This is a genomic window from uncultured Lutibacter sp., assembly GCF_937891065.1.
Taxonomy (GTDB): Bacteria; Bacteroidota; Bacteroidia; order Flavobacteriales; family Flavobacteriaceae; genus Lutibacter.
In genome coordinates this window covers 1-21,476 of sequence record NZ_CALAEQ010000058.1, presented here as the reverse complement: position 1 = coordinate 21,476, position 21,476 = coordinate 1, and the positions used below count along the sequence as shown (strand labels likewise).

At 30.3% G+C, this 21,476-nt stretch carries 16 protein-coding genes; 15 read left to right on the top strand and 1 reads right to left on the bottom strand.

The genetic code is table 11. The features are described from left to right. Positions 1–27: 27 nt before the first annotated feature. Complete coding sequence (gene hisG / locus Q0352_RS03645) at positions 28–885, bottom strand: ATP phosphoribosyltransferase (protein WP_299523791.1); 858 nt, start codon at positions 883–885, stop codon at positions 28–30. 499 nt (positions 886–1,384) lie between these two features. On the opposite strand from hisG, the gene purL reads away from it, so the two are divergent. From purL to Q0352_RS03570, 15 genes are all read left to right on the top strand, one after another. Next, positions 1,385–5,032, top strand: coding sequence for a phosphoribosylformylglycinamidine synthase (gene purL, locus Q0352_RS03640; RefSeq protein WP_299523788.1), 3,648 nt, complete (start codon positions 1,385–1,387; stop codon positions 5,030–5,032). A gap of 193 nt (positions 5,033–5,225) precedes the next feature. Further along, positions 5,226–6,431, top strand: a complete 1,206-nt coding sequence (locus Q0352_RS03635) for a threonine/serine exporter ThrE family protein (RefSeq protein WP_299523785.1) — start codon at positions 5,226–5,228, stop codon at positions 6,429–6,431. Between the two features lie 244 nt (positions 6,432–6,675). Next, complete coding sequence (locus Q0352_RS03630) at positions 6,676–8,454, top strand: long-chain fatty acid--CoA ligase (protein ID WP_299523782.1); 1,779 nt, start codon at positions 6,676–6,678, stop codon at positions 8,452–8,454. An 84-nt stretch (positions 8,455–8,538) separates the two neighbouring features. Further along, positions 8,539–10,323, top strand: a complete 1,785-nt coding sequence (locus Q0352_RS03625; RefSeq protein ID WP_299523779.1) for a long-chain fatty acid--CoA ligase — start codon at positions 8,539–8,541, stop codon at positions 10,321–10,323. 135 nt (positions 10,324–10,458) lie between these two features. Then, positions 10,459–12,150, top strand: a complete 1,692-nt coding sequence (gene dnaX / locus Q0352_RS03620; RefSeq protein ID WP_299523776.1) for a DNA polymerase III subunit gamma/tau — start codon at positions 10,459–10,461, stop codon at positions 12,148–12,150. Between the two features lie 51 nt (positions 12,151–12,201). Beyond that, complete coding sequence (locus tag Q0352_RS03615; RefSeq protein WP_299523773.1) at positions 12,202–14,121, top strand: cation:proton antiporter; 1,920 nt, start codon at positions 12,202–12,204, stop codon at positions 14,119–14,121. Next, positions 14,121–14,702 carry a tRNA-(ms[2]io[6]A)-hydroxylase gene (locus Q0352_RS03610; RefSeq protein ID WP_299523770.1) on the top strand — a complete coding sequence of 194 codons (582 nt, stop codon included), beginning with the start codon at positions 14,121–14,123 and terminating at the stop codon, positions 14,700–14,702. The genes Q0352_RS03615 and Q0352_RS03610 overlap by 1 nt, the downstream gene beginning before the upstream one ends. A gap of 44 nt (positions 14,703–14,746) precedes the next feature. After that, positions 14,747–15,190: a DUF4268 domain-containing protein gene (locus tag Q0352_RS03605; protein ID WP_299523767.1), complete on the top strand. Its 444-nt coding sequence runs from the start codon at positions 14,747–14,749 to the stop codon at positions 15,188–15,190. Positions 15,191–15,245: 55 nt separating this feature from the next. Continuing rightward, entirely contained in the window at positions 15,246–16,631 is a 1,386-nt protein-coding gene (gene mnmE, locus Q0352_RS03600; RefSeq protein WP_299523764.1) for a tRNA uridine-5-carboxymethylaminomethyl(34) synthesis GTPase MnmE, read from the top strand. Positions 16,632–17,046: 415 nt separating this feature from the next. Next, the gene (locus Q0352_RS03595) at positions 17,047–18,030 is read left to right on the top strand and encodes an AraC family transcriptional regulator (protein WP_299523761.1); all 984 of its coding nucleotides are present in this window, start codon (positions 17,047–17,049) and stop codon (positions 18,028–18,030) included. Between the two features lie 163 nt (positions 18,031–18,193). Continuing rightward, positions 18,194–19,351: a reductive dehalogenase domain-containing protein gene (locus Q0352_RS03590; protein ID WP_299523758.1), complete on the top strand. Its 1,158-nt coding sequence runs from the start codon at positions 18,194–18,196 to the stop codon at positions 19,349–19,351. A gap of 141 nt (positions 19,352–19,492) precedes the next feature. Then, positions 19,493–19,687, top strand: coding sequence for a hypothetical protein (locus tag Q0352_RS03585; protein ID WP_299523755.1), 195 nt, complete (start codon positions 19,493–19,495; stop codon positions 19,685–19,687). Positions 19,688–19,724: 37 nt separating this feature from the next. Beyond that, on the top strand, positions 19,725–20,030 hold the full coding sequence (locus Q0352_RS03580; RefSeq protein ID WP_299523752.1) for a hypothetical protein: 306 nt from the start codon (positions 19,725–19,727) through the stop codon (positions 20,028–20,030). 147 nt (positions 20,031–20,177) lie between these two features. Next, a complete protein-coding gene (locus Q0352_RS03575) occupies positions 20,178–21,101 on the top strand; it encodes an FMN-binding protein (RefSeq protein WP_299523749.1) in 924 nt (307 codons plus the stop codon). 57 nt (positions 21,102–21,158) lie between these two features. Then, complete coding sequence (locus tag Q0352_RS03570) at positions 21,159–21,335, top strand: 4Fe-4S binding protein (RefSeq protein ID WP_299523746.1); 177 nt, start codon at positions 21,159–21,161, stop codon at positions 21,333–21,335. Positions 21,336–21,476: the final 141 nt, after the last annotated feature.

The window sequence follows — 21,476 nt, the reverse complement described above, 5'->3', positions numbered from 1 at the left end:
ACTTGTATCTTAAAACTTCCAACTTATTTAAAGTACCATTTTTTCTATAGGAATTACCAACAATCCTTCAGCGCCATTTGCTTTTAACTCATCTAACACTTCCCAAAATGAATTCTTTTCAATTACCGTATGAATTGAACTCCATCCTTTTTCTGCTAAAGGCAAAACAGTTGGGCTGCGCATTCCCGGTAATAGTTTTATAATTGCATCAATTTTATTATTTGGTGCATTCATTAAAATATACTTCGATTTACGAGCCTTTAAAACTGCTTGAATTCTAAATTGAATTTTATCAAGAATTTTTTGATTTTCTTCTGAAATTGAAGGAGAAACTGCTAAAACTGCTTCACTCTTCAACATTTCTTCTACCTCCTTTAAATTGTTTTTAAACAGTGTACTTCCACTTGAAACAATATCACAAATTGCATCAGCTAAACCTATATTAGGTGCTATTTCAACAGAACCACTAATAATATGAATATCAGGTGTAACATTAAACTTTTTAAAATATTGTTTCACTGTGTTTGGATAAGATGTCGCAATTCTTGCACCATCTAAATCTTTAATATTGCTATAATTAGTGTCTTTTGGAACTGCCAAAGAAACTCTACATTTTGAAAACCCTAATTTCTCAACGATACCTATATCTGTTCCTTTTTCAATTAGAACATTTTCACCAATAATTGCTATATCCACTACTCCATCACGAAGATATTGAGGAATATCACCATTTCGTAAGTATAAAACTTCTAAAGGAAAATTACTTGCTGAAGCTTTTAATTGGTCTTTCCCATTGTCAATGGATATACCACAATCTTTTAGTAATTGAAGAGAATCTTCATTTAATCTACCTGCTTTTTGTACTGCGATTTTAATTTTATTCATTATTTAGTTTAATGTGTTTAAGTAAATCTAATAGCGTAAAACAAAAAACCCGCTTGATTTACTCAAACGGGTTTTAAAATATATTATTTAACTTTATTCAATACATTATCTTCTCGCCTGAATGCTAGTATGAAAATGATGATGATGAAATTGAATAAATAACATTGTTTCTTGTTTTATGAAGCAAATATATAAAAATGTTTAATATACAAAATGAAAACTTGCAAAAGTTTTACAAATAGCACTGTTTTGTTAAATAAATAACAATTACTTCATTAAACATACTAAATTGATTCAATAACTTATATCATTCTTTTAATGTTCAAGATTTTCAACAAGTTTATTGTGATTAATTCTTTGATGCCTCATCTTTTCTATAAAGCAAATTGTTTAAAAGTCATTTAATAACTGTTTGAATTCAGTAAAAAGCAAACTGATTGTTTCTAATATTTTAGTTAAGTTTGCATTTTTCTAACAATATACTTAAATCAACTGCAATATGATTCAATTCTTTGGTAATGAAAACAGTAAAATATTCGCTGTACAAACGTCAAAAGAACTTTCACAAGAAAACACGTTAAAACTAAACTGGCTTTTTGGAAATCAAGAAAAATTAGAACAGGCATCAATCGATGCTTTTTTTATTGGCCCTCGTGCTGCAATGATTACTCCCTGGAGTACAAATGCTGTTGAAATCACTCAAAATATGGGTGTTGAAGGGATTATTAGAATTGAAGAATTTACTGCTTCAAACGAAACAGCAAATTTCGACCCTATGATTTTTCAAAAGTTTGAAAGTTTAAATCAAACTATTTTTGATATTCTTATAAAACCAGAACCAGTATTAGATATTGAAGATATTGCGACTTACAATCAACAAGAAGGATTGTCTTTAAGTAATGAGGAAGTTGAATATTTAAACGGAATTAGCAAAAAAATTGGTAGAAAATTAACCGATTCTGAAGTATTTGGTTTTTCTCAAGTAAATTCAGAACACTGTCGTCATAAAATATTTAATGGAACTTTTGTAATTGATGGAGAAGAAATGCCTACATCGTTATTTAAATTAATCCGTTTAACTTCTGCTAAAAAACCTGAAGGAATTGTTTCAGCATATAAAGATAATGTTGCTTTTATAAAAGGACCAACTGTTGAGCAATTTGCTCCTAAAACTGCTGATAAACCGGATTTCTATGAAAAGAAAGATTTTAAATCGGTTATTTCAATAAAAGCTGAAACACATAATTTCCCAACAACTGTTGAACCTTTTAATGGAGCTGCAACAGGAGCTGGTGGTGAAATTAGAGATAGATTGGCCGGTGGGAAAGGTTCTTTACCTTTAGCCGGAACTGCCGTTTATATGACTTCTTATTCTCGTTTAAATGAAAACAGACCTTGGGAAAAAGGTATGAAAGAACGTGAGTGGTTATACCAAACTCCAATGGATATTTTAGTGAAAGCATCAAATGGGGCTTCAGATTTCGGAAATAAATTTGGGCAACCACTAATTACTGGTTCTGTGTTAACTTTTGAACATGAAGAAGAAGCACGAAAATTAGGGTTTGATAAAGTAATTATGCAAGCTGGTGGTATTGGATACGGAAAAGAAGATCAAGCATTAAAAGACACGCCAAAAGAACATGATAAAATCGTAATTCTTGGTGGTGATAATTATAGAATTGGAATGGGTGGTGCTGCGGTATCATCTGCTGATACTGGGGCTTTTGAAAGTGGTATTGAATTAAATGCGGTACAACGTTCAAATCCTGAAATGCAAAAAAGAGCTGCCAATGCCATTCGTGGAATGGTAGAAAGTGATGTAAACACCATTGTTTCTATTCACGATCACGGTGCAGGTGGACATTTAAATTGTTTATCTGAATTAGTTGAAGATACTGGAGGATTAATTGATTTAGATAAATTACCTATTGGTGACCCTACGCTTTCAGCTAAAGAAATTATTGGTAACGAATCTCAAGAACGTATGGGATTGGTGATTGGAGCAAAAGATGCTGAATATTTGCATAGAATTGCAGATCGTGAACGTGCTCCTTATTATGAAGTTGGTGAAGTAACTAGCAATCATCGTTTTACGTTTAAATCTAAATCTACAGGTGAAAAACCAATGGATTTAGAAATGGATGATATGTTTGGAAGTTCTCCAAAAACCATTATGACTGATAAAACAGTTAAATATGATTATTCAGATTTAGAATATTCTGTAAGAAATATAGCAACTTATTTAGAACAAGTACTTCAGTTAGAAGCTGTGGCTTGTAAAGATTGGTTAACAAATAAAGTAGACCGTTGTGTAGGTGGCAAAGTTGCAAAACAACAATGTCTTGGACCCTTACAGTTACCTTTAAATAATGTGGGCGTAATGGCCTTAGATTATAATGGTAAAGATGGAATTGCTACTTCTCTTGGTCATTCTCCCGTTGCGGCATTAATTGACCCTGATGCGGGTAGTAGAACTGCTATTGGAGAAGCTTTATCAAACCTAATTTGGGCACCTTTACAAGATAAATTAGACTCTGTTTCTTTATCAGCAAACTGGATGTGGCCTTGTAAAAATGAAGGTGAAGATGCTCGTTTATATAAAGCCGTGAAAGCTGTTTCAGATTTTGCTATTGAATTAGGAATTAATGTTCCAACAGGTAAAGATTCTTTATCTATGAAACAAAAATATCCAAACGAAGAAGTGTTATCTCCTGGAACTGTAATCATTACGGCTGCAGGACATTGTAATGACATTAAAAAAGTAGTTGAACCTTTTTTACAAAAAGACGGTGGATCTATTTATTACATTAATCTTTCTCAAGATGACTTTAAATTAGGAGGTTCTTCATTTGCTCAAACTCTTAATAAAATTGGAAATAGTACTCCAACTATTAAAGATGCTACGTTCTTTAAAAATGCTTTTAACACCATTCAAGAATTAATCTTAGAAGATCAAATTTTAGCAGGTCACGATATTGGAAGTGGTGGATTAATTACTACTTTATTAGAAATGTGTTTTGCTGATGTAAATTTAGGAGCTAAAATAGATTTCTCTGTTTTTGAAGAAAAAGACATTATTAAATACCTTTTTTCTGAGAATATTGGAATTGTTTTCCAAGCAAAAGAAGATGAAGTTCTTGAAAATAAATTAAAAGAGAATAATGTGTCTTTTTACAAATTAGGAAATGTAACAAGTGAAGAAACATTAGACTTTGGTCCTTGTAAATTAGATATTGTAAAATATAGAGATGCTTGGTTTGAGACTTCTTATTTGTTAGATAATAAGCAAACTGCAAATGGTTTGGCTAAAGATCGTTTTCATAATTACAAAAAACAACCATTAAAATATACATTCCCAAAACAATTCACAGGAAAACTTCCAGTTATTGATGCATCTAAACCAAGACCAAAAGCGGCTATTATTCGTGAAAAAGGAAGTAATAGTGAACGTGAAATGGCAAATGCTATGTACTTAGCTGGGTTTGATGTAAAAGATGTGCATATGACCGATTTAATTAGCGGTCGTGAAAATTTAGAAGATATTCAGTTTATAGGTGCTGTTGGTGGATTTAGTAATTCAGATGTTTTAGGTTCTGCTAAAGGTTGGGCTGGAGCATTTTTATACAATGAAAAAGCAAAAACAGCTTTAGATAATTTCTTCAAAAGAAAAGATACGTTATCTGTTGGAATTTGTAATGGTTGTCAGTTATTTATGGAATTAGAAGTCATTAATCCTGAACACAAAGTTCATGGTAAAATGCTTCATAATGATTCTCATAAACACGAAAGTAATTTTACTTCGGTAACAATTCAAGAAAATAATTCTGTAATGCTTTCTACTTTAGCAGGAAGTACTTTAGGAGTTTGGATTTCACATGGTGAAGGAAAATTTAACTTACCAATGGAGGAATCAGCATATGATATTGTAGCTAAATATGGTTATGATGCATATCCTGCAAATCCGAATGGGTCTGATTATAATACAGCTATGCTATGTTCAAAAGATGGTCGCCATTTAGTGATGATGCCACATATTGAACGCTCAACTTTCCAATGGAACTGGCCTTATTACCCAGCACATAGAAAGGATGAAGTTTCACCTTGGGCTGAAGCTTTTGTAAATGCAAAAAAATGGTTAACTAAGTAAAATCAATATATTCTAAAAATAAAACATCTTAAAAAGGCTGCCTAAAAAGTAAAGTTTTGTGTCATATTGAGCTTGTCGAAATATATTTATGTTTTGATATTCAGTACCAACTTCGACAAGCTCAGTTTGACAAAATTATTTTTAATTAATTTTCAGACATCCTCTTTATACATTGTTTTTATGATGCCAGACAATGAAAACACCTAAAAAATACCAATTTATAATTGAATTAGGAAAAGCACTGCATACCTACGGAATTCCTTCCTATAAAATTCAAACCTATTTAACCAAAGTTTCAAAAGCTCAAGGAATAAATGGTACGTTTATGGATTTACCGACTTGGATAAATTATGTTTTTTATGAAGATGAGCAAACCTATAATTATATAGAATGCATTCCTCCTGGTGTTCTAAACTTGGGTGCTTTATCGCGCATTGAGGAAGTTACTAATAAAATAATAGCAAATGAGATTGATCTTTCAGAAGTAGAAAATGAATTGAAATTGATTCATAAAGAAACAAAAAAAGTAAATCATCTAGTTCAAACATTTTCATTTGCAATAGCCTCTGGAGCATTTAGTTTAATGATTGGTACCAATTGGGTTTCTTTTATTTTTTCTTTACTATTAGGGGCTTTGGTTTACTTTATGGTGTATTTATCGAGTAAATCAAACTATTTAGAAACTATTTTAGATTCATTAATATCTTTTGTTGTTACCATTTTTGCTTGCTTATTGCATTTAGTTTTTCCAGAATTTAATGTTGGTATAACAATACTGTCTGCTATTATAATTTTTATTCCTGGTTTAGCAATAACAACGTCTTTAGAAGAAATTACTTCAAAAAATTTAGTTTCTGGAGTTGCTAAATTATTTGATTCCATTATTTCATTGTTTAAACAATTTTTTGGAGTTTTACTAGGCTTGGCGGTTATGTCATCATTTATAGATTTTAAACTTTTAGTCCATATCTCTGAAATGCCTCAATGGATTATGTTCTGTGGGATTCCTCTTTTTTCAATAAGCCTTTTGGCTATTTTTCAGGTTCGGAAAAAGGACATGTTTTTTGGAGTTCTTACTGGTGCTTTAGTTTTTTTTCTAACGGTGTTATTTTCAGGGTTAGGTGTTTTACTTAGCACCTTTATAGGTACAATAGCTGCTGTTGCTATTAGTAATTTATTTAGTAGAATTACTAAATCTCCTAAAACAGTTTATTTAACTCAAGGCATCGTTATGCTTGTTCCTGGTAGTAAATCTTTTATGGGGCTTAGCAACTCCTTTTTAAATTCATCAATCATTACTGCTGATAATTTATATCAACAAGTAGTTTTTATTTTAATGGGAATAATTGGTGGATTATTATTTTCTGGTGTTTTTAGAAACCAACATGGAACAAAATAAGTAGAATAATATCCTTTGATTTAATCAAATTAGTAATAATTTAATCTATTGAACAATGTTTTTTCAATGGAAATTACAAATTAAAGAGTAAGAAAAAAAGTCGAAATTTCCTTATTCTGAAGTATTTATAAGGCCTAAATAATAAATTAACAGACACTAAACTAATTTCATCATAAATTAGAAAAGGATTTCATTTTTGTGAAATCCTTTTTTTTGTCTATTTTGCATTGACCAAACCATACTTATGAATCAAGAAATTACACGGTTATTTGATTTTGCTTATCATCAATTAGCAACCAACCCACTAGATAAATGTTTTAATACTAAAGTTGGTGACAAATGGTTACCTACTTCAACAAGACAGTACATTGAACAAGCAAATATTATAAGTAGAGCATTATTAAGATTAGGTGTTAAACCCAACGATAAAATAGCTGTTGTAACTTCCACAAATAGAGTCGAATGGAGTATTTTAGACGTTGCCGTATTGCAAATTGGCGCAGTAAATGTTCCTTTATACCCAACCATTTCATCATCTGATTATCAATATATTATCAACCATTCTGATGCTATTTTGTGTTTTGTTTCAGACAAAGAACTTGTTAAAAAAGTTTCAAAAATTATAGATAAAACTCAACTAAAAGATCTTTATTCATTTGATGAAATTAAAAATGTTTCAAGCTGGAAATCTTTATTGAAATTAGGTGAAGACACTTCAAACCAAGCTGAAGTTGACGAATTAAAAAGGAATGTTTCTCCTTTAAGTTTAGCAACAATTATTTATACTTCTGGCACAACAGGCACTCCAAAAGGCGTCATGCTTTCACATAATAATATTGTAGAAAATGCTTTTGTAAGTGCTAAAGCATTAAATTTTGAACCTGGAAATTATAGAGTTTTAAGCTACTTACCTATTTGCCATATTTTTGAACGTTTTGCATTATATTATTATCAATTAATAGGTTTTGAAATTTATTATGCTGAATCAATTGAGAAATTAGGAGACAATTTAAAAGAAGTTAAACCTCATTTTATTCCTGTTGTTCCAAGATTATTAGAAAAAATATATGACAAAATTGTTGATAAAGGAAGTAATTTAAAAGGGTTAAAAAGAATACTCTTCTTTTGGTCACTAAACTTAGGAAAGCGTTTTCAACCGTATCAAAAGAATGGTTGGTGGTATCATTTTCAATTAAAGATTGCTAACAAATTGGTTTTTAGCAAATGGAGAGATTCATTGGGGGGAAATATTAAATTTTTAGTCTCTGGAAGTGCTCCTCTTCAACCCATTTTAATAAAAGTTTTTAACGCTGCTAACATTCCAGTTTTTGAAGGTTATGGTATGACTGAGACTTCTCCTGGTATTTCTATAAACGATTTTAGAAATGGAGGTTTCAAAATTGGTACTGTTGGAAGAACCTTAAAGGATATTGAAGTGAAAATTGCTTCAGACGGAGAAATATTAGTAAAAGGTTCCAATGTTATGATGGGCTATTTCAAAGAACCAGAATTAACCAAACAAACTATTATAAATGGTTATTTACATACAGGTGATATTGGTGAATTAGATAATGAAGGTTTCTTAAAAATAACTGACAGAAAAAAAGAAATGTTTAAAACTTCAGGCGGAAAATATATTGCTCCTGCTGTATTGGAGGGTAGACTAAAAGAATCTCGATTTATTGAACAAGTGATGGTTATTGGGGAGAACGAAAAAATGCCAGCTGCAATTATTCAGCCACATTTTGAGTTTTTAATTGAATGGATAAAAAGAAAAGAATTAAAGATTGATATTTCTTCTAACAAAGCAATAATTTCAGACAAAAAAGTGATTAAAAGAATTCTCAAAGAAATCGTTTTCGTAAATAAATTCTTTGGAAATTGGGAAAAAATAAAAGGTTTTGAACTAACTCCAGAAATTTGGAGTATTGAAAATGGCCTGCTAACACCAACAATGAAAATAAAGCGAAAAGCTATTCGCAAGAAATACAATCACTTACACGATAAAATTTACAAAAATTAAATTTATATCTATTGCTACTTTTGTGTTTGCTAAATCATATTAATTTTTATATTTTGCCATATATTAAATCAAATAACATAGATAATGTCCAAAGAAATTACAAGATTATTCGATTTCGCTTATTATCAACTCGAAAAATACAATTTAGATAAAGCTTTTACAGTAAAACACAATGGAGAATGGGTATCTACTTCTTCACAAGAATTTATTAATAAAGGAAATGCAATTAGTAGAGGTTTATTAAAATTAGGTGTCAAACCTGGGGATAAAATTGGTGTAATTTCAACAAATAACAGAACCGAATGGAATATATTAGATTTTGGAATTTTACAAATTGGGGCTGTTAATATTCCAATTTATCCTACTATTTCAAAAGAAGATTATGAATATATTTTTAATCATGCAGAAATAACACATTGTTTTTTGTCTGATAAAGAATTACTCATTAAAGCTGATGCAATTAAAGACAAAGTTTCAACATTAAAAGATATTTATTCATTTGATGAAATTGATGGTTGCAAAAACTGGAATGAAGTTAGTAAACTTGGAGAAGATGAAAGTTTACAAAACGAAGTTGACAAAATAAAAGATGCTGTTAAGCCTGAAGATTTAGCAACTATTATTTATACTTCTGGCACAACTGGAAGGCCTAAGGGAGTTATGCTTTCTCATAAAAATGTTGTTTCAAATGTAATAGATTGTTTACCTAAATTACCTTTAGAAAAAGGAAATTTTAAAGCCTTAAGTTTTCTTCCTGTATGTCACATATTTGAAAGAATGCTTCATTATTTATATCAATACTCTGGATGCTCAATATATTTTGCAGAAAGTTTAGAAAAAATTGGTGAAAATTTAAAAGAAGTTCAGCCTCAATTTATGACTGTTGTTCCAAGATTACTAGAAAAAGTATATGATGGAATTATCACAAAAGGCTCTGAATTAACAGGAGTTAAAAAAATGTTATTCTTTTGGGCTGTTGATTTAGGTTTAAAATATGAGCCTTATGGTAAAAATGGTTGGTGGTACGAAAAGAAGTTGGCACTTGCCAATAAATTGATTTTTAGTAAATGGCGCGAAGCATTAGGAGGTAATTTAGAAACAATGGTTTCTGGAAGTGCTCCACTACAAGCACGTTTAGCTAGAGTATTTACAGCTGCACAAATGCCTGTAATGGAAGGTTATGGATTAACAGAAACTTCACCAGTAGTATCTGTTAATATGATTAAAGGCGGTAATTTTAAAATTGGAACTATAGGAAAGACGATTGATAATGTAACAGTAAAAATTGCTGAAGATGGAGAAATCTTAGTTAAAGGTCCAAACGTTATGCAAGGTTACTATAAAGATGCTGAAAAAACTGAAAGTGTAATGACTGGTGATTATTTTCACACTGGAGATAAAGGTGAATTTGATTCAGAAGGATTTTTAAAAATAACTGGTAGAAAAAAAGAAATTTTTAAAACTTCTGGTGGAAAATATGTAGCACCTGCATTACTTGAAAACGAAATGAAACAATCTCGTTTTATAGAGCAAATTTTAGTAATTGGTGAAGGTCAAAAAATGCCAGCAGCAATTATTCAACCTAATTTTGAATTTTTAAGAAAATGGGCCAGAAAACATCACGAGCCTGTTTCTGAAAATAACCATGATTTAATTAAGAACCCACATACAATTAAACGAATTCAAAAAGAAATAGATAAAGGAAATAAGAATTTCGCTAAATGGGAAACCATCAAACGATTTGAATTGACACCTGAAGTTTGGGGAATTGATAATGGATTATTAACTCCAACAATGAAACCAAAGCGTGATGAAATCTTAAAAGAATACAAACATTTGTATAATAAAATTTATGAAATAAAAGATTAGGTGTAATTATAATTGAAGATTTGATGCTTCCAATTTCAAAAAATAAATTTTTTGAAATTTATCAATATTTTTAATATTTTAAACACACATTCACAATTCGATTTGCTATTTTTGCGAAACAATTTTTTATCATAAATGGAACATTTTATAGTATCAGCTCGTAAATACCGTCCTCAAACTTTTGAGGAAGTTGTTGGGCAACAAGCTATTACAAATACGCTTGAAAACGCTATAAAAAGTAACCATTTAGCACAAGCACTATTATTTACAGGGCCTCGTGGGGTTGGTAAAACAACATGCGCTAGAATATTAGCTAAGAATATAAATCAGAATAGCTCTCAAAATTTAGAAGATAACGATTTTGCTTTCAATATTTTCGAATTAGATGCTGCATCAAACAATTCTGTTGATGACATTAGAAGTTTAACAGAACAAGTTAGAATTCCGCCGCAAACAGGAAAGTATAAAGTGTATATTATTGATGAGGTTCACATGTTGTCAGCTTCAGCTTTTAATGCTTTTTTAAAAACATTAGAAGAACCACCGGCACACGCTATATTTATTTTAGCAACTACTGAAAAGCATAAAATAATTCCAACCATACTCTCTCGCTGTCAGATTTTCGATTTTAAAAGAATTGGGGTTTTAGATGCTAAAAAGTATTTAGAGAAAATTTGCATTGAAGAAAATATTACTGCTGAAGATGATGCGTTGCATATAATTGCTCAAAAAGCTGATGGTGCCATGCGTGATGCTCTTTCAATTTTTGACAGAGTTGTAAGTTTCTCAGGGAAAGAATTAACGCGTAAGGCAGTTACAGAAAATTTAAATGTACTCGATTATGATGAGTATTTTAAAACTACCGATTTAATTCTTGAAAATAAAATACCTCAAGTTTTAGTTCATTTCAATTCAATTTTAAGTAAAGGCTTTGAAGGCCATCATTTTATTAGTGGTTTAGCAGCTCATTTTAGAGATTTATTAGTAGCAAAAGATAAAATCACTATTGATTTATTAGAAGTTGGCGACAATGCTAAAAAGAAATATTTAACACAATCACAAAAATGTGATTTACGTTTTCTCCTTCAAGGAATTGAATTAGCCAACGATTGCGATTTAAAATACAAAACCAGTCAGAATCAACGATTATTAGTTGAACTTACTTTAATGCAATTAGCCTCTATCACTTTCGATGGAGAAAAAAAAAACAATAAACCCTACATAATTGCATCTCTTCATTTTAACACAGGTGTAGTTTCTAAACCCATTTTTATTCCTAAGGTTGAAAAGACTTCAGCTATAACTCCTTCTAAAAAAATTATTGAAACACCTAAAAAAGAAGTAGTTAAACCTGTTTTAAGAAATGTAAGCAGAAGACCATCTTCCCTATCTCTTAAAAGTATTAATGCTAAAAAAGAACTTGAAATAATTGAGGTTGAATATGAAGAAGTTGAAGGTTTGCCTACCGATGCTTTTTCAGATGAGAAAGTGTTACTTCTTTGGAAACAATATGCTGATAAATTGGCTGAGCAAGGAAAAAAAAGTGTCTCTTCAATATTAAATGCTAGCAAACCTATAAAAAAAGGAAACGAAATTCATTTTGAGCTTCCAAACACTTTAATGAAAGACCAATTAGACAGAGCTAAAGGACCTTTATTAAAATATTTACGAGAAAACCTAAATAACTTTAAAATTACCATTGTTATTGATGTTAATGAAGAAGTTACCAAAAAATACGCGTACACACCACAAGAAAAATACGAAAAATTAAAAGAGAAAAATAATACTTTAGAATTGTTAAGAAAAACTTTTGATTTAGACATTTAAGCGCAGATATTGCATTTCAATTAGTATATTAGCTTTTAAAACTACCAAATCTTGGATATAAAATTACTTATTACCTTTTTAATAGGCTTTTTAATAGTTGCCCTTGCTGCCAATGAGATAGCAAAAGTTTTTCAAAAAATAAAATTCCCTTTAATTACCGGACTTATTATTACTGGTATTATTGCAGGGTCTTCAGTTTTAAATTTTATAAATCCAAAAGCATTAAAAGAACTTTCCTTTTTAAATGAAATGGCATTGGCAATTATTGCATTTTCGGCAGGTTCAGAACTGTATTTAGATGAATTACGAAGCCGAATAAAAAGCATTAAATGGATGACAATAGGGCAACTTGTAATCACTTTTGCTATGAGTTCTATCGTTATTTATTTAGTAGCAGATCGAATACCATTTATGGCAAATATGCCGTCAACTCATAAAATAGCTGTTGCAGTTTTATTTGCTACTATTTTTGTAGCTCGATCGCCATCCTCAGCAATTGCAGTAATTAATGAAATGAGGGCTAATGGACCATTTACTAAAACGGTAATGGGTGTAACTGTTGTGAAGGATGTTTTAGTTATCATTTTATTCGCTATTAGTTTATCAATAGCTAAAGCCTTAATAAATGATGAAGCCATTAATTTATTGTTTTTTATCATTTTATTATTAGAATTAATAACATCTTTCGGGTTAGGTTTTCTCCTTGGAAAATTATTACAAGTTCCGTTTTTAACTAAATTCGACATCAAATTAAAAGGATTTATTATCCTATTTATGGGTTATGGAATATATTTATTTTCTCATTTTATAAGAATTAAATCTGAAGAATTATTTAGCCACGAATTTGCTTTAGAACCTTTATTAATTTGCATTATTGGTAGTTTTGTATTAACAAATTATAGTAAACATCGCATTGAATTTTCCAAGACTTTAAAGGAAATAAGTCCAATAATTTATATTGTGTTTTTCACTTTAACAGGTGCTTCTTTATCAATTCAAACATTAATGAGTGTTTTTGGAATAGCAGTTGCGTTTTTCTTTTTACGATTAGTAACCATGTTTTTTGGAGGAATTTTTGGTGTTTATGCTGCAAACGATTTTAAAAAATATGCACTTATTGCTTGGATGCCATATTTAACACAAGCTGGAGTAGCTTTGGGTTTAGCAACTATTATTTCTGAAGAATTCCCTATTTGGGGGCATCAATTTGAAGCTATTATAATTGCAATTATTGTTATTAACCAATTAGTTGGTCCTCCCCTATTTAAATGGGCTCTAAATTTTGTAAAAGAAAGCCATTTACGAGCAAGATCCCCTAAATTTAAAACAAAACAAGACGCTATAATTTTCGGATTAGAGAATCAATCTATTGCACTTGCACAACAGTTGCAAAAAAATAAATGGAATGTTAGAATTATAAATACTGAAGAAAAAAGTAGAAACAACATAGAAAATATTGAAATTACAGATTTAAAAATCATAAGCTTAGCTGCTTTAAAAAAGTTGAAATTAGATCCTTCAGCAACTATTATATTAATGCTTTCAGATGACGATAATTACAAATTAGCAGAACTAATATATGAGAATATTGGAACAAAAGATGTAATTGTTAGATTAAATGAGCGTGCTAAATTCGAAAAATTTCATAAACTTGGTGTATTAATCATTGAACCAGCTACAGCAATGGTAAGTTTATTAGATCACTTTGTTCGTTCTCCAAGTGCTACATCCTTATTAATGGGTATGGATGAAGGACAAGATACCATAGATATTGAAGTAAGTAATCAGGATATCCATGGAATGCGTTTGCGAGAATTAAGATTACCATCTGATATTTTGGTTCTTTCTGTAAAAAGAAAAGGACAATTAATAGTATCTCACGGTTATACTCGTTTAAGATTAGAAGATATTATAACAATGGTTGGTTCAGCAACCAGTTTAGACGAACTTAAATTTAAATTTGAAAAATAATGCTTGGCTTAAAACTTCCTACAGACCCACGTTGGGTTAACATTGCAGAAAAAAATATTGATGAAATTTTAATAGATCACGCACACTGTGAATTAAAAGCTGCTTCTACTGCAAACTCATTAATTATGAGTTTTCCTGAATATTCTGAATTAGTAACGGAAATGGTTTCTATAGTTAAAGAAGAAATGAGCCATTTTAAAATGGTACATGAACGACTTTTAAATAGAGGAATTAAATTGGGGAGAGATCGTAAAGATTTATATGTGCATGATTTATTAACATTTTTCCCTAAAGGAGGTAGTAGAACTACACAATTAGTGCATCGCCTATTATATGCAGCACTTATTGAAGCTAGAAGTTGTGAACGTTTTAGACTACTTTCCGAAAACATTGATGATAAAGAACTTGCAAAATTCTATAGAGATTTAATGGTTTCAGAAGCAAATCATTATGTCTTATTTTTAAAATTTGCTCGTGAATTTGGAGATCGAAATGAAGTAGACAGGAAATGGGATGATTTATTAGAATATGAGGCTGAATTGATGAAAAATTTGGGAACCTCAGAATCAATTCATGGTTAAATTTCAATAGAACTAAGAAAAGAAAATAGATAAAAAAATTAAAAATGTTTAGTAAAGAAGAATCAGCACAACTTAGAAAAGAATTCTGGACAAGTTTTGGAAAATCTTTTCCTAGAAAATGGATTTTATACAATACTCAAATTAAAGACTTCAGTTTTAAATTTGTAGCTAATAAAAAAAATGCAATGGTTTGCTTAGACATTGAATCTTTTGACAAACGTAAAAACAAACTACTTTTCGATCAGATTTTAGAACTAAAAACCAATTTGGTTGAAGATTATTTACCTGATGTTATTTTTGATGAACTCTATTTATTGGAAAACGGTAAAATTATTCATAGAATATATGTAACGTATAACGGAGAATTTAATATTCATAATAAAAACACTTGGCAAGGTGCATATCTATTTTTTAATGAAGCAATGAACCAATTTGAGTTGTTTTATGAAGATTTTGAAGATTTTATAAAACAAGCCATTTACACCTAAAGTATATAACCAAATACACCATTAAACTCTATAAAATTTACCTATTTTTGCATTTATGAATACTTTACATAATGATACTATTATTGCATTAGCTACATCATCAGGTGTTGGAGCAATTGCGGTTATACGTATATCTGGTGAAGAATCTATAACTATTGTAAATCAGTTTTTCAAATCTAAATATGGAAAAAAAGATTTAAACAAGGTAAAATCACACACTATACATTTAGGACATATTATTAACAATAAAGTTATAATTGATGAAGTTTTAGTCTCAATTTTTAAAAATCCTCACTCCTACACAGGTGAAAATGTTGTTGAAATTAGTTGTCATGGTTCTGTATATATTCAACAAGAAATATTACAATTATTTATAAAGAATGGTGTTAGAAACGCTAATGCAGGTGAGTTTACTTTACGTGCTTTTTTAAATGGCAAAATGGATTTAAGTCAGGCTGAAGCAGTTGCAGATTTAATTTCTTCAAATTCAGCAGCTTCACATCAAGTTGCTATGCAACAAATGCGTGGTGGATTTAGCGATGAAATTCAAAATTTACGTCAACAATTACTCAATTTTGCAAGTTTAATTGAATTAGAACTTGACTTTGCCGAAGAAGATGTAGAATTTGCTGATAGAACTGAATTTAATAATTTAATTTCAAAAATAAGTAATGTTTTAAAGCGCTTAATTGATTCTTTTGCTTTAGGAAATGTATTAAAAAATGGGATTCCTGTAGCAATTGTGGGAGAACCAAATGTTGGAAAATCTACCTTATTAAATGCTTTATTAAATGAAGAAAAAGCAATTGTAAGTCATATTGAAGGAACCACAAGAGATGCTATTGAAGATGAACTTATTATAGATGGAGTAGCATACCGTTTTATAGACACCGCTGGAATTAGAAAAACTGAAGATTTTGTTGAAAATATAGGAATCAAAAAAACCTTTGAAAATATAGAAAAAGCCCAATTGGTACTTCATTTATTTGATGCTTCAAAAATTAATTCACTTCAAAATAATATTTCGGAATTGGAAAATAAATATCCATCCAAAAGAATTCTTACTATTATTAATAAGGCCGATTTACTTTCTAACGATGAAATTTCAAAACTTAAATCTCAGTATTCAAATTTAATAATTTTGTCTGCAAAGCAAAAAACTGGCATTCATGAATTAACTGCTACTCTTACAAATTTAGCAAATAAAGGTGCTTTAAGTAATAATGAGACTATAGTTAGTAATTCTCGTCATTTTGAAGCCTTAAACAATGCTTTAAACGCTATTAGTGAAGTGCAAAAAGGTATTGATAACAATATTAGCACTGATCTTTTTTCAATTGATGTACGTCAGGCATTATTTCATTTAGGAGAAATTACTGGCGAAGTAACAACTGAAGATTTATTAGGAAATATTTTTGCTAATTTCTGTATCGGCAAATAAATACGGAATTTCCTCAAAATAAACCCATCTTAAAAACTTAGGTATCAACATTTTATTTCGTTTTTAGAAATCGCATTTTAGTAGAATTATGTATTTTTTTCTGAAGCTTTTTTCAGTTCAAAAATAATTTGTTGGCTGTTGTGAATTATTTACACATTCAGAAACATCTAAGCGCGTTAAGAAATATAAAGAGATGTAGATAAATTTTTAAGCGGTTAATCATTATATTTGAAAATAATTTCGTCACTGATTTAAAAATATCAGTAAAGAGTCTTTACACAAAATCAAAGATAAAGTCAAAAGTAATACATCAATGAATATTCAACATTTAATTATTTTTTGTGGAGCTCAGATTTTAGGATTACAGATTATATTGCTGAGGAAGAAGTTTAGGACTTTTCCTAACCTAATGCTAATGCTTGTTTTAACAAATATCCTTACGCATTATATTTACTATTATTTCTTCTACAAAGGAACTATAGATGATTCATCAAATTTATCATTTACGATGATTCCTCTAGCTACCATAGCTCCTCTAATTGTGTATTATTATGTGCTGTCAGTTATTTATGGAAAAATCAATTTTACTGTTAAAAGCATATTACATTATGTACCAATATTAATAAATACTATCATCTTTATCTTATTCTTAAATTCCGAACATGAAAGGCAAACATTGCTTTCCATTGCTAAATTCTTTCTCATATCCCTATACATTATATATCCTTTTGTAATTATTAGAACGTTGGCTAAATTTTATGGAACTAAAGGTTTTTCATTAAAGGTTTTCCAGTTTAATAGAAAGAAAACAACTTTAATAAAATTACTTCTTTTTATGATGGTATTTCATTTCTTAATTATGCTGATAAAGACTAGTTTACCATTTTTTATTGAAGGAACAGAAAAAGTAATGGATATTATTAATCTTTGTTTTTTGATGTTGTTAGGATATGCGATAAGCTATGTGATAATTAGTGAGCCCAAAACAATCCAACTTTCAGAAGAAAAGATAGGTTTAAGTGGGTTCAAAAAATATAAGAAGTCTAACCTTACACGATCTGATGCCGAATCTCACGTTAAGACCTTAAATAAGGTAATGGAAAATGAAAAACCCTATCTGGATTCAGAATTTAATTTAGCTGAGTTTTCAAAGTTAAGTAACATCCCTATTCATACATTATCCGAAACCTTAAATGGATTAATAGGACAAAGTTTTAACGATTATGTAAATAATTATCGAGTCGAAGAGTTCAAAAAATTTGCTTTAAAAGGTGAATTTAGAAAATATACCATTCTAGCTCTTGCCTTCGAGGCTGGTTTCAAATCAAAAGCTACATTCAATGCCGCATTTAAAAAGTTTACAGGAAAAACGCCATCACAATTCTTAAAAGATATTTAAAGATCTTCCTAACCTCACCATATTCATAATTTCCTTGGCTTCTAATTGTTAAAAAGATATTTTGGTAGTACGAAAATATTAACAAACGACCGAAATTCTTGGCTTGTCGATAAATAACAACTTTGTTTTCATCTTTACATCAGAAAACTAAAATTTCTGTATAATGAATAATAAAGATAAATCTTCAAAAGTAAACAGAAGGGACTTTTTTAAACTCGGTAGTTTATCAGTCGCTGCAGGTGCCGCTGCTTTAACTACCCTGCCTAAAAAGGTTGCAGCTCAGGGATTGGACAAATATATCACAAAGGATCTCATTAAAATACATGATGACTTTCCAGCTGAAGTAAGAGGAGATTATGTTCCTCCTCGCAATTGGGATCATGTTCAGGCCAGATCTTTTTTTGTAGATGCTGTAAAAGCTATTGGTGAAGATGTTGATGATGATATCGTAGCCGATGGGCAAGCATTTATTCAAAAAATGAATTTTGCATACGACAACTCTAAAACAGGATATGGTCAGGCCGATAAGGCCTTATTTGCAGGTGCTTGGGCAATGAACAATTTTGCTGCAGGTCCAAGTCCAGCAGGAATTCCTGACTATGGAGTAAACAGTTGGGAACAAAAGACAGAAAAAAATCCTCATGCTCTATTTGACAATGATTATGTAGTGAAAGAAAAGCATAAATTCAATAATCAACAGGAAGCTGCAAATCATATTAAAAGAGCTGCCAGACTTTTTGGAGCAGATTTAGTTGGGATTACAAGAAGAGATAAACGTTGGGATTATAGTAAATTTCTTAACCCCATACCACCTATTGCCAGAAAAGCTTTTGCTGGTCCACCAACACCTGAGCAATTGGAAGAATTAAAGAATTGGGGACCTGACAAGTTTGTAACAGATTGGAGTTCTTTCCCTTTTGTACCAAAAACGGTTATTGTATTGGCCTTTGAAATGGATTACGAAGGTATTTCAGCATCGCCATCTTACGTTGGGAGTGCAGCCGCTGGTGAAGGATATTCTACTATGGCAAAAGTACCTTACCAATTAGCGGTTTACCTGAAAAATTTGGGATATAATGCTGTTTCCGCAGGAAACGATATGGGATTAAGCGTTCCTTACGGTATTGCTGCAGGATTAGGTGAAAATTCACGTTTAGGACAAATGGTTTCCTACAAATATGGACCAAGAGTTAGACTGGCTAAAGTGTATACAGATTTTGATTTTGTTGAATATGATAAACCAAAATCATTTGGTGTAATGGACTTCTGTAAAAATTGTATGCGTTGTGCAGATTCATGTCCAACAAAAGCGATTTCTTAGGACAAAGAACCATCATTTGAACCAACACATGAAAATAAAGATAATGCAAGGTACAATGTTAAAGGTGTTAAAAAATATCATGTAGATGCAAAAAAGTGTTTCAAACTTTGGGGAGAACTGGGAGATGACTGTGGTATGTGCATGGCTTCTTGTCCTTATAATAAACCAGACTTCTGGCATCACAGATTAGTTGATAGTGTAACTGCAGCAATGCCTGGTCCTGTTCATGATTTTATGAGAGAAATGGATGAACTATTTGGTTACGGAAATGTGGAAGATAAATCTGCAGTAAAAAAATTCTATAGCCCTAAAGGTAAGAGCTATGACGGACACTAATTTAAACCAACATTGTTAAATTTAAATACTAAATATTATGATTTTTACAGGAATAGAAATATTGTTTTTTATGCTGGGAGTGCTTTCAACTCTAGGCATATATACTATTATTCATTACAATAAAAAAATAAAATTTAATGCCGCTGCCTGGGTAAGCATATGCCTAGGATTCTTTTTACTAATCTTCGCTATAGCATGGTCATTTAGCTCAATTTTAGAAGGTGAACCTAGAGCTTCAAGTATGGGAATGGTAGTTTTCGGAATGCCTTCAATTATTTTGTTGGTTTTAGGAAGAAGGTTAGCTCTTAAAAAACCAAAAACGAAAGTTCCCAAAACAAACTAAATAGTTATTGGGTTAGGATAGCAAACAACAATACAAGTGAATGGAACATCCCAAACAAAGAAATTATGCAAAGGTGATGATTGGTTTGAATGTTTCATTTGCTTAACTATTTAAATGGCTAAGTGATTGTTGAAAAATAAATATAGAATGATGAAAAAAATTATCAATTGGTTTACATATGGCACGCTAGCAATTGCCTTTGTTATTGGCTATCTAAATATCAACAATAATCAGGAATTAAACAAACTTAACACTCTGATTGAAAATAAATTGAAGCTTAAGGATAATGACACAGACATCTACGATGTACATAAAGAAAAAACGCTTTTTGGATATCTTTCAACAGGTGAGGCTCAAGGATATGGAGGACCTCTTCAGGTTGCTGTTATAGCTGATTCATCTGGTACAATTGTTGGAACAGAACTGGTTAGGAGTTATGAAACTGCTTCTTTCCTAGCAAAATTGAAAAACCATAAATATTATGACCAATATACTGATAAACCCATTAATGATAAATTTGAACTACCAGGAGATGTCGCTGCGGTTTCAGGAGCAACTATAACTTCTTTAGCAATCGCAAATGCCACAAGGGATGCATCCTATCAAATAGCAAAAAAGAAGTTGTCAATGCAAGTACCAGAAATTGAGAAAAAATGGGTGTTTGCGTCAAAAGAAATTGTCATAATCATAATATTTATTTTAGGAATTATGTCAATTTTCTTTAAAAAAGAAAATCGTTTTATAAGAAAAAAACAAATTAAATTTGCCAGTTTAATACTTGGTTTTGTCTTTATTGGTTTTATGTATAATGCATCCTTATCATTAACACATTTTGGTCGGTTATTTTTAGGTTATTTTCCAGATATTCATTCACATTTTATTTGGTGGTTTCTTATGGGAGGTACATTTTTAATACTAATTGTTTGGGGAAAGAATGTCTATTGCAGTAGTATTTGCCCTTTCCATGCCACTCAAAAACTTTTGAGTATGATTTCTGGAATTAAATTGAAACTACCAAAACAAGTTTCTAAGATTGCAGTAAAAACACCTTCTTTTTTACTATGGTTCTAATTAATTTTAATATTTATATCAGCAAATCCTACAATATCATCATACGAACTATTTGCCATGTTATTTTCACTTGAAGGAGTAGGAATACAATGGTATATTTTACCTGCTGCACTTATTGGATCGCTATTCTTTTCTAATTTCTTTTGTCGTTTTTTCTGTCCGGTTGGAGGAGCTTTAAGGTGGGTGCAAAAAATGAGAAAAGTAGTACTGGACTTTTCTGTAAACAGATCATAAAAAAAATAAGTATTATGGTGAAAAATAAAAAAATAACGATTCAGGATATAGGAGCAGTTGCTCTCTATGTTATCTGTTTAATTTCAATAGTTCTTTATATATTGAGTAATTTATAATTTATAAATCTTAATTTAAAATAGA

Bases quoted from the DNA above. Each gene is read 5' to 3' on its own strand.
- hisG (WP_299523791.1), bottom strand. From the start codon at position 885: ATGAATAAAATTAAAATCGCAGTACAAAAAGCAGGTAGATTAAATGAA.
- purL (WP_299523788.1), top strand. From the start codon at position 1,385: ATGATTCAATTCTTTGGTAATGAAAACAGTAAAATATTCGCTGTACAA.
- Q0352_RS03635 (WP_299523785.1), top strand. From the start codon at position 5,226: ATGAAAACACCTAAAAAATACCAATTTATAATTGAATTAGGAAAAGCA.
- Q0352_RS03630 (WP_299523782.1), top strand. From the start codon at position 6,676: ATGAATCAAGAAATTACACGGTTATTTGATTTTGCTTATCATCAATTA.
- Q0352_RS03625 (WP_299523779.1), top strand. From the start codon at position 8,539: ATGTCCAAAGAAATTACAAGATTATTCGATTTCGCTTATTATCAACTC.
- dnaX (WP_299523776.1), top strand. From the start codon at position 10,459: ATGGAACATTTTATAGTATCAGCTCGTAAATACCGTCCTCAAACTTTT.
- Q0352_RS03610 (WP_299523770.1), top strand. From the start codon at position 14,121: ATGCTTGGCTTAAAACTTCCTACAGACCCACGTTGGGTTAACATTGCA.
- Q0352_RS03605 (WP_299523767.1), top strand. From the start codon at position 14,747: ATGTTTAGTAAAGAAGAATCAGCACAACTTAGAAAAGAATTCTGGACA.
- mnmE (WP_299523764.1), top strand. From the start codon at position 15,246: ATGAATACTTTACATAATGATACTATTATTGCATTAGCTACATCATCA.
- Q0352_RS03595 (WP_299523761.1), top strand. From the start codon at position 17,047: ATGCTTGTTTTAACAAATATCCTTACGCATTATATTTACTATTATTTC.
- Q0352_RS03590 (WP_299523758.1), top strand. From the start codon at position 18,194: ATGAATAATAAAGATAAATCTTCAAAAGTAAACAGAAGGGACTTTTTT.
- Q0352_RS03585 (WP_299523755.1), top strand. From the start codon at position 19,493: ATGGCTTCTTGTCCTTATAATAAACCAGACTTCTGGCATCACAGATTA.
- Q0352_RS03580 (WP_299523752.1), top strand. From the start codon at position 19,725: ATGATTTTTACAGGAATAGAAATATTGTTTTTTATGCTGGGAGTGCTT.
- Q0352_RS03575 (WP_299523749.1), top strand. From the start codon at position 20,178: ATGATGAAAAAAATTATCAATTGGTTTACATATGGCACGCTAGCAATT.
- Q0352_RS03570 (WP_299523746.1), top strand. From the start codon at position 21,159: ATGTTATTTTCACTTGAAGGAGTAGGAATACAATGGTATATTTTACCT.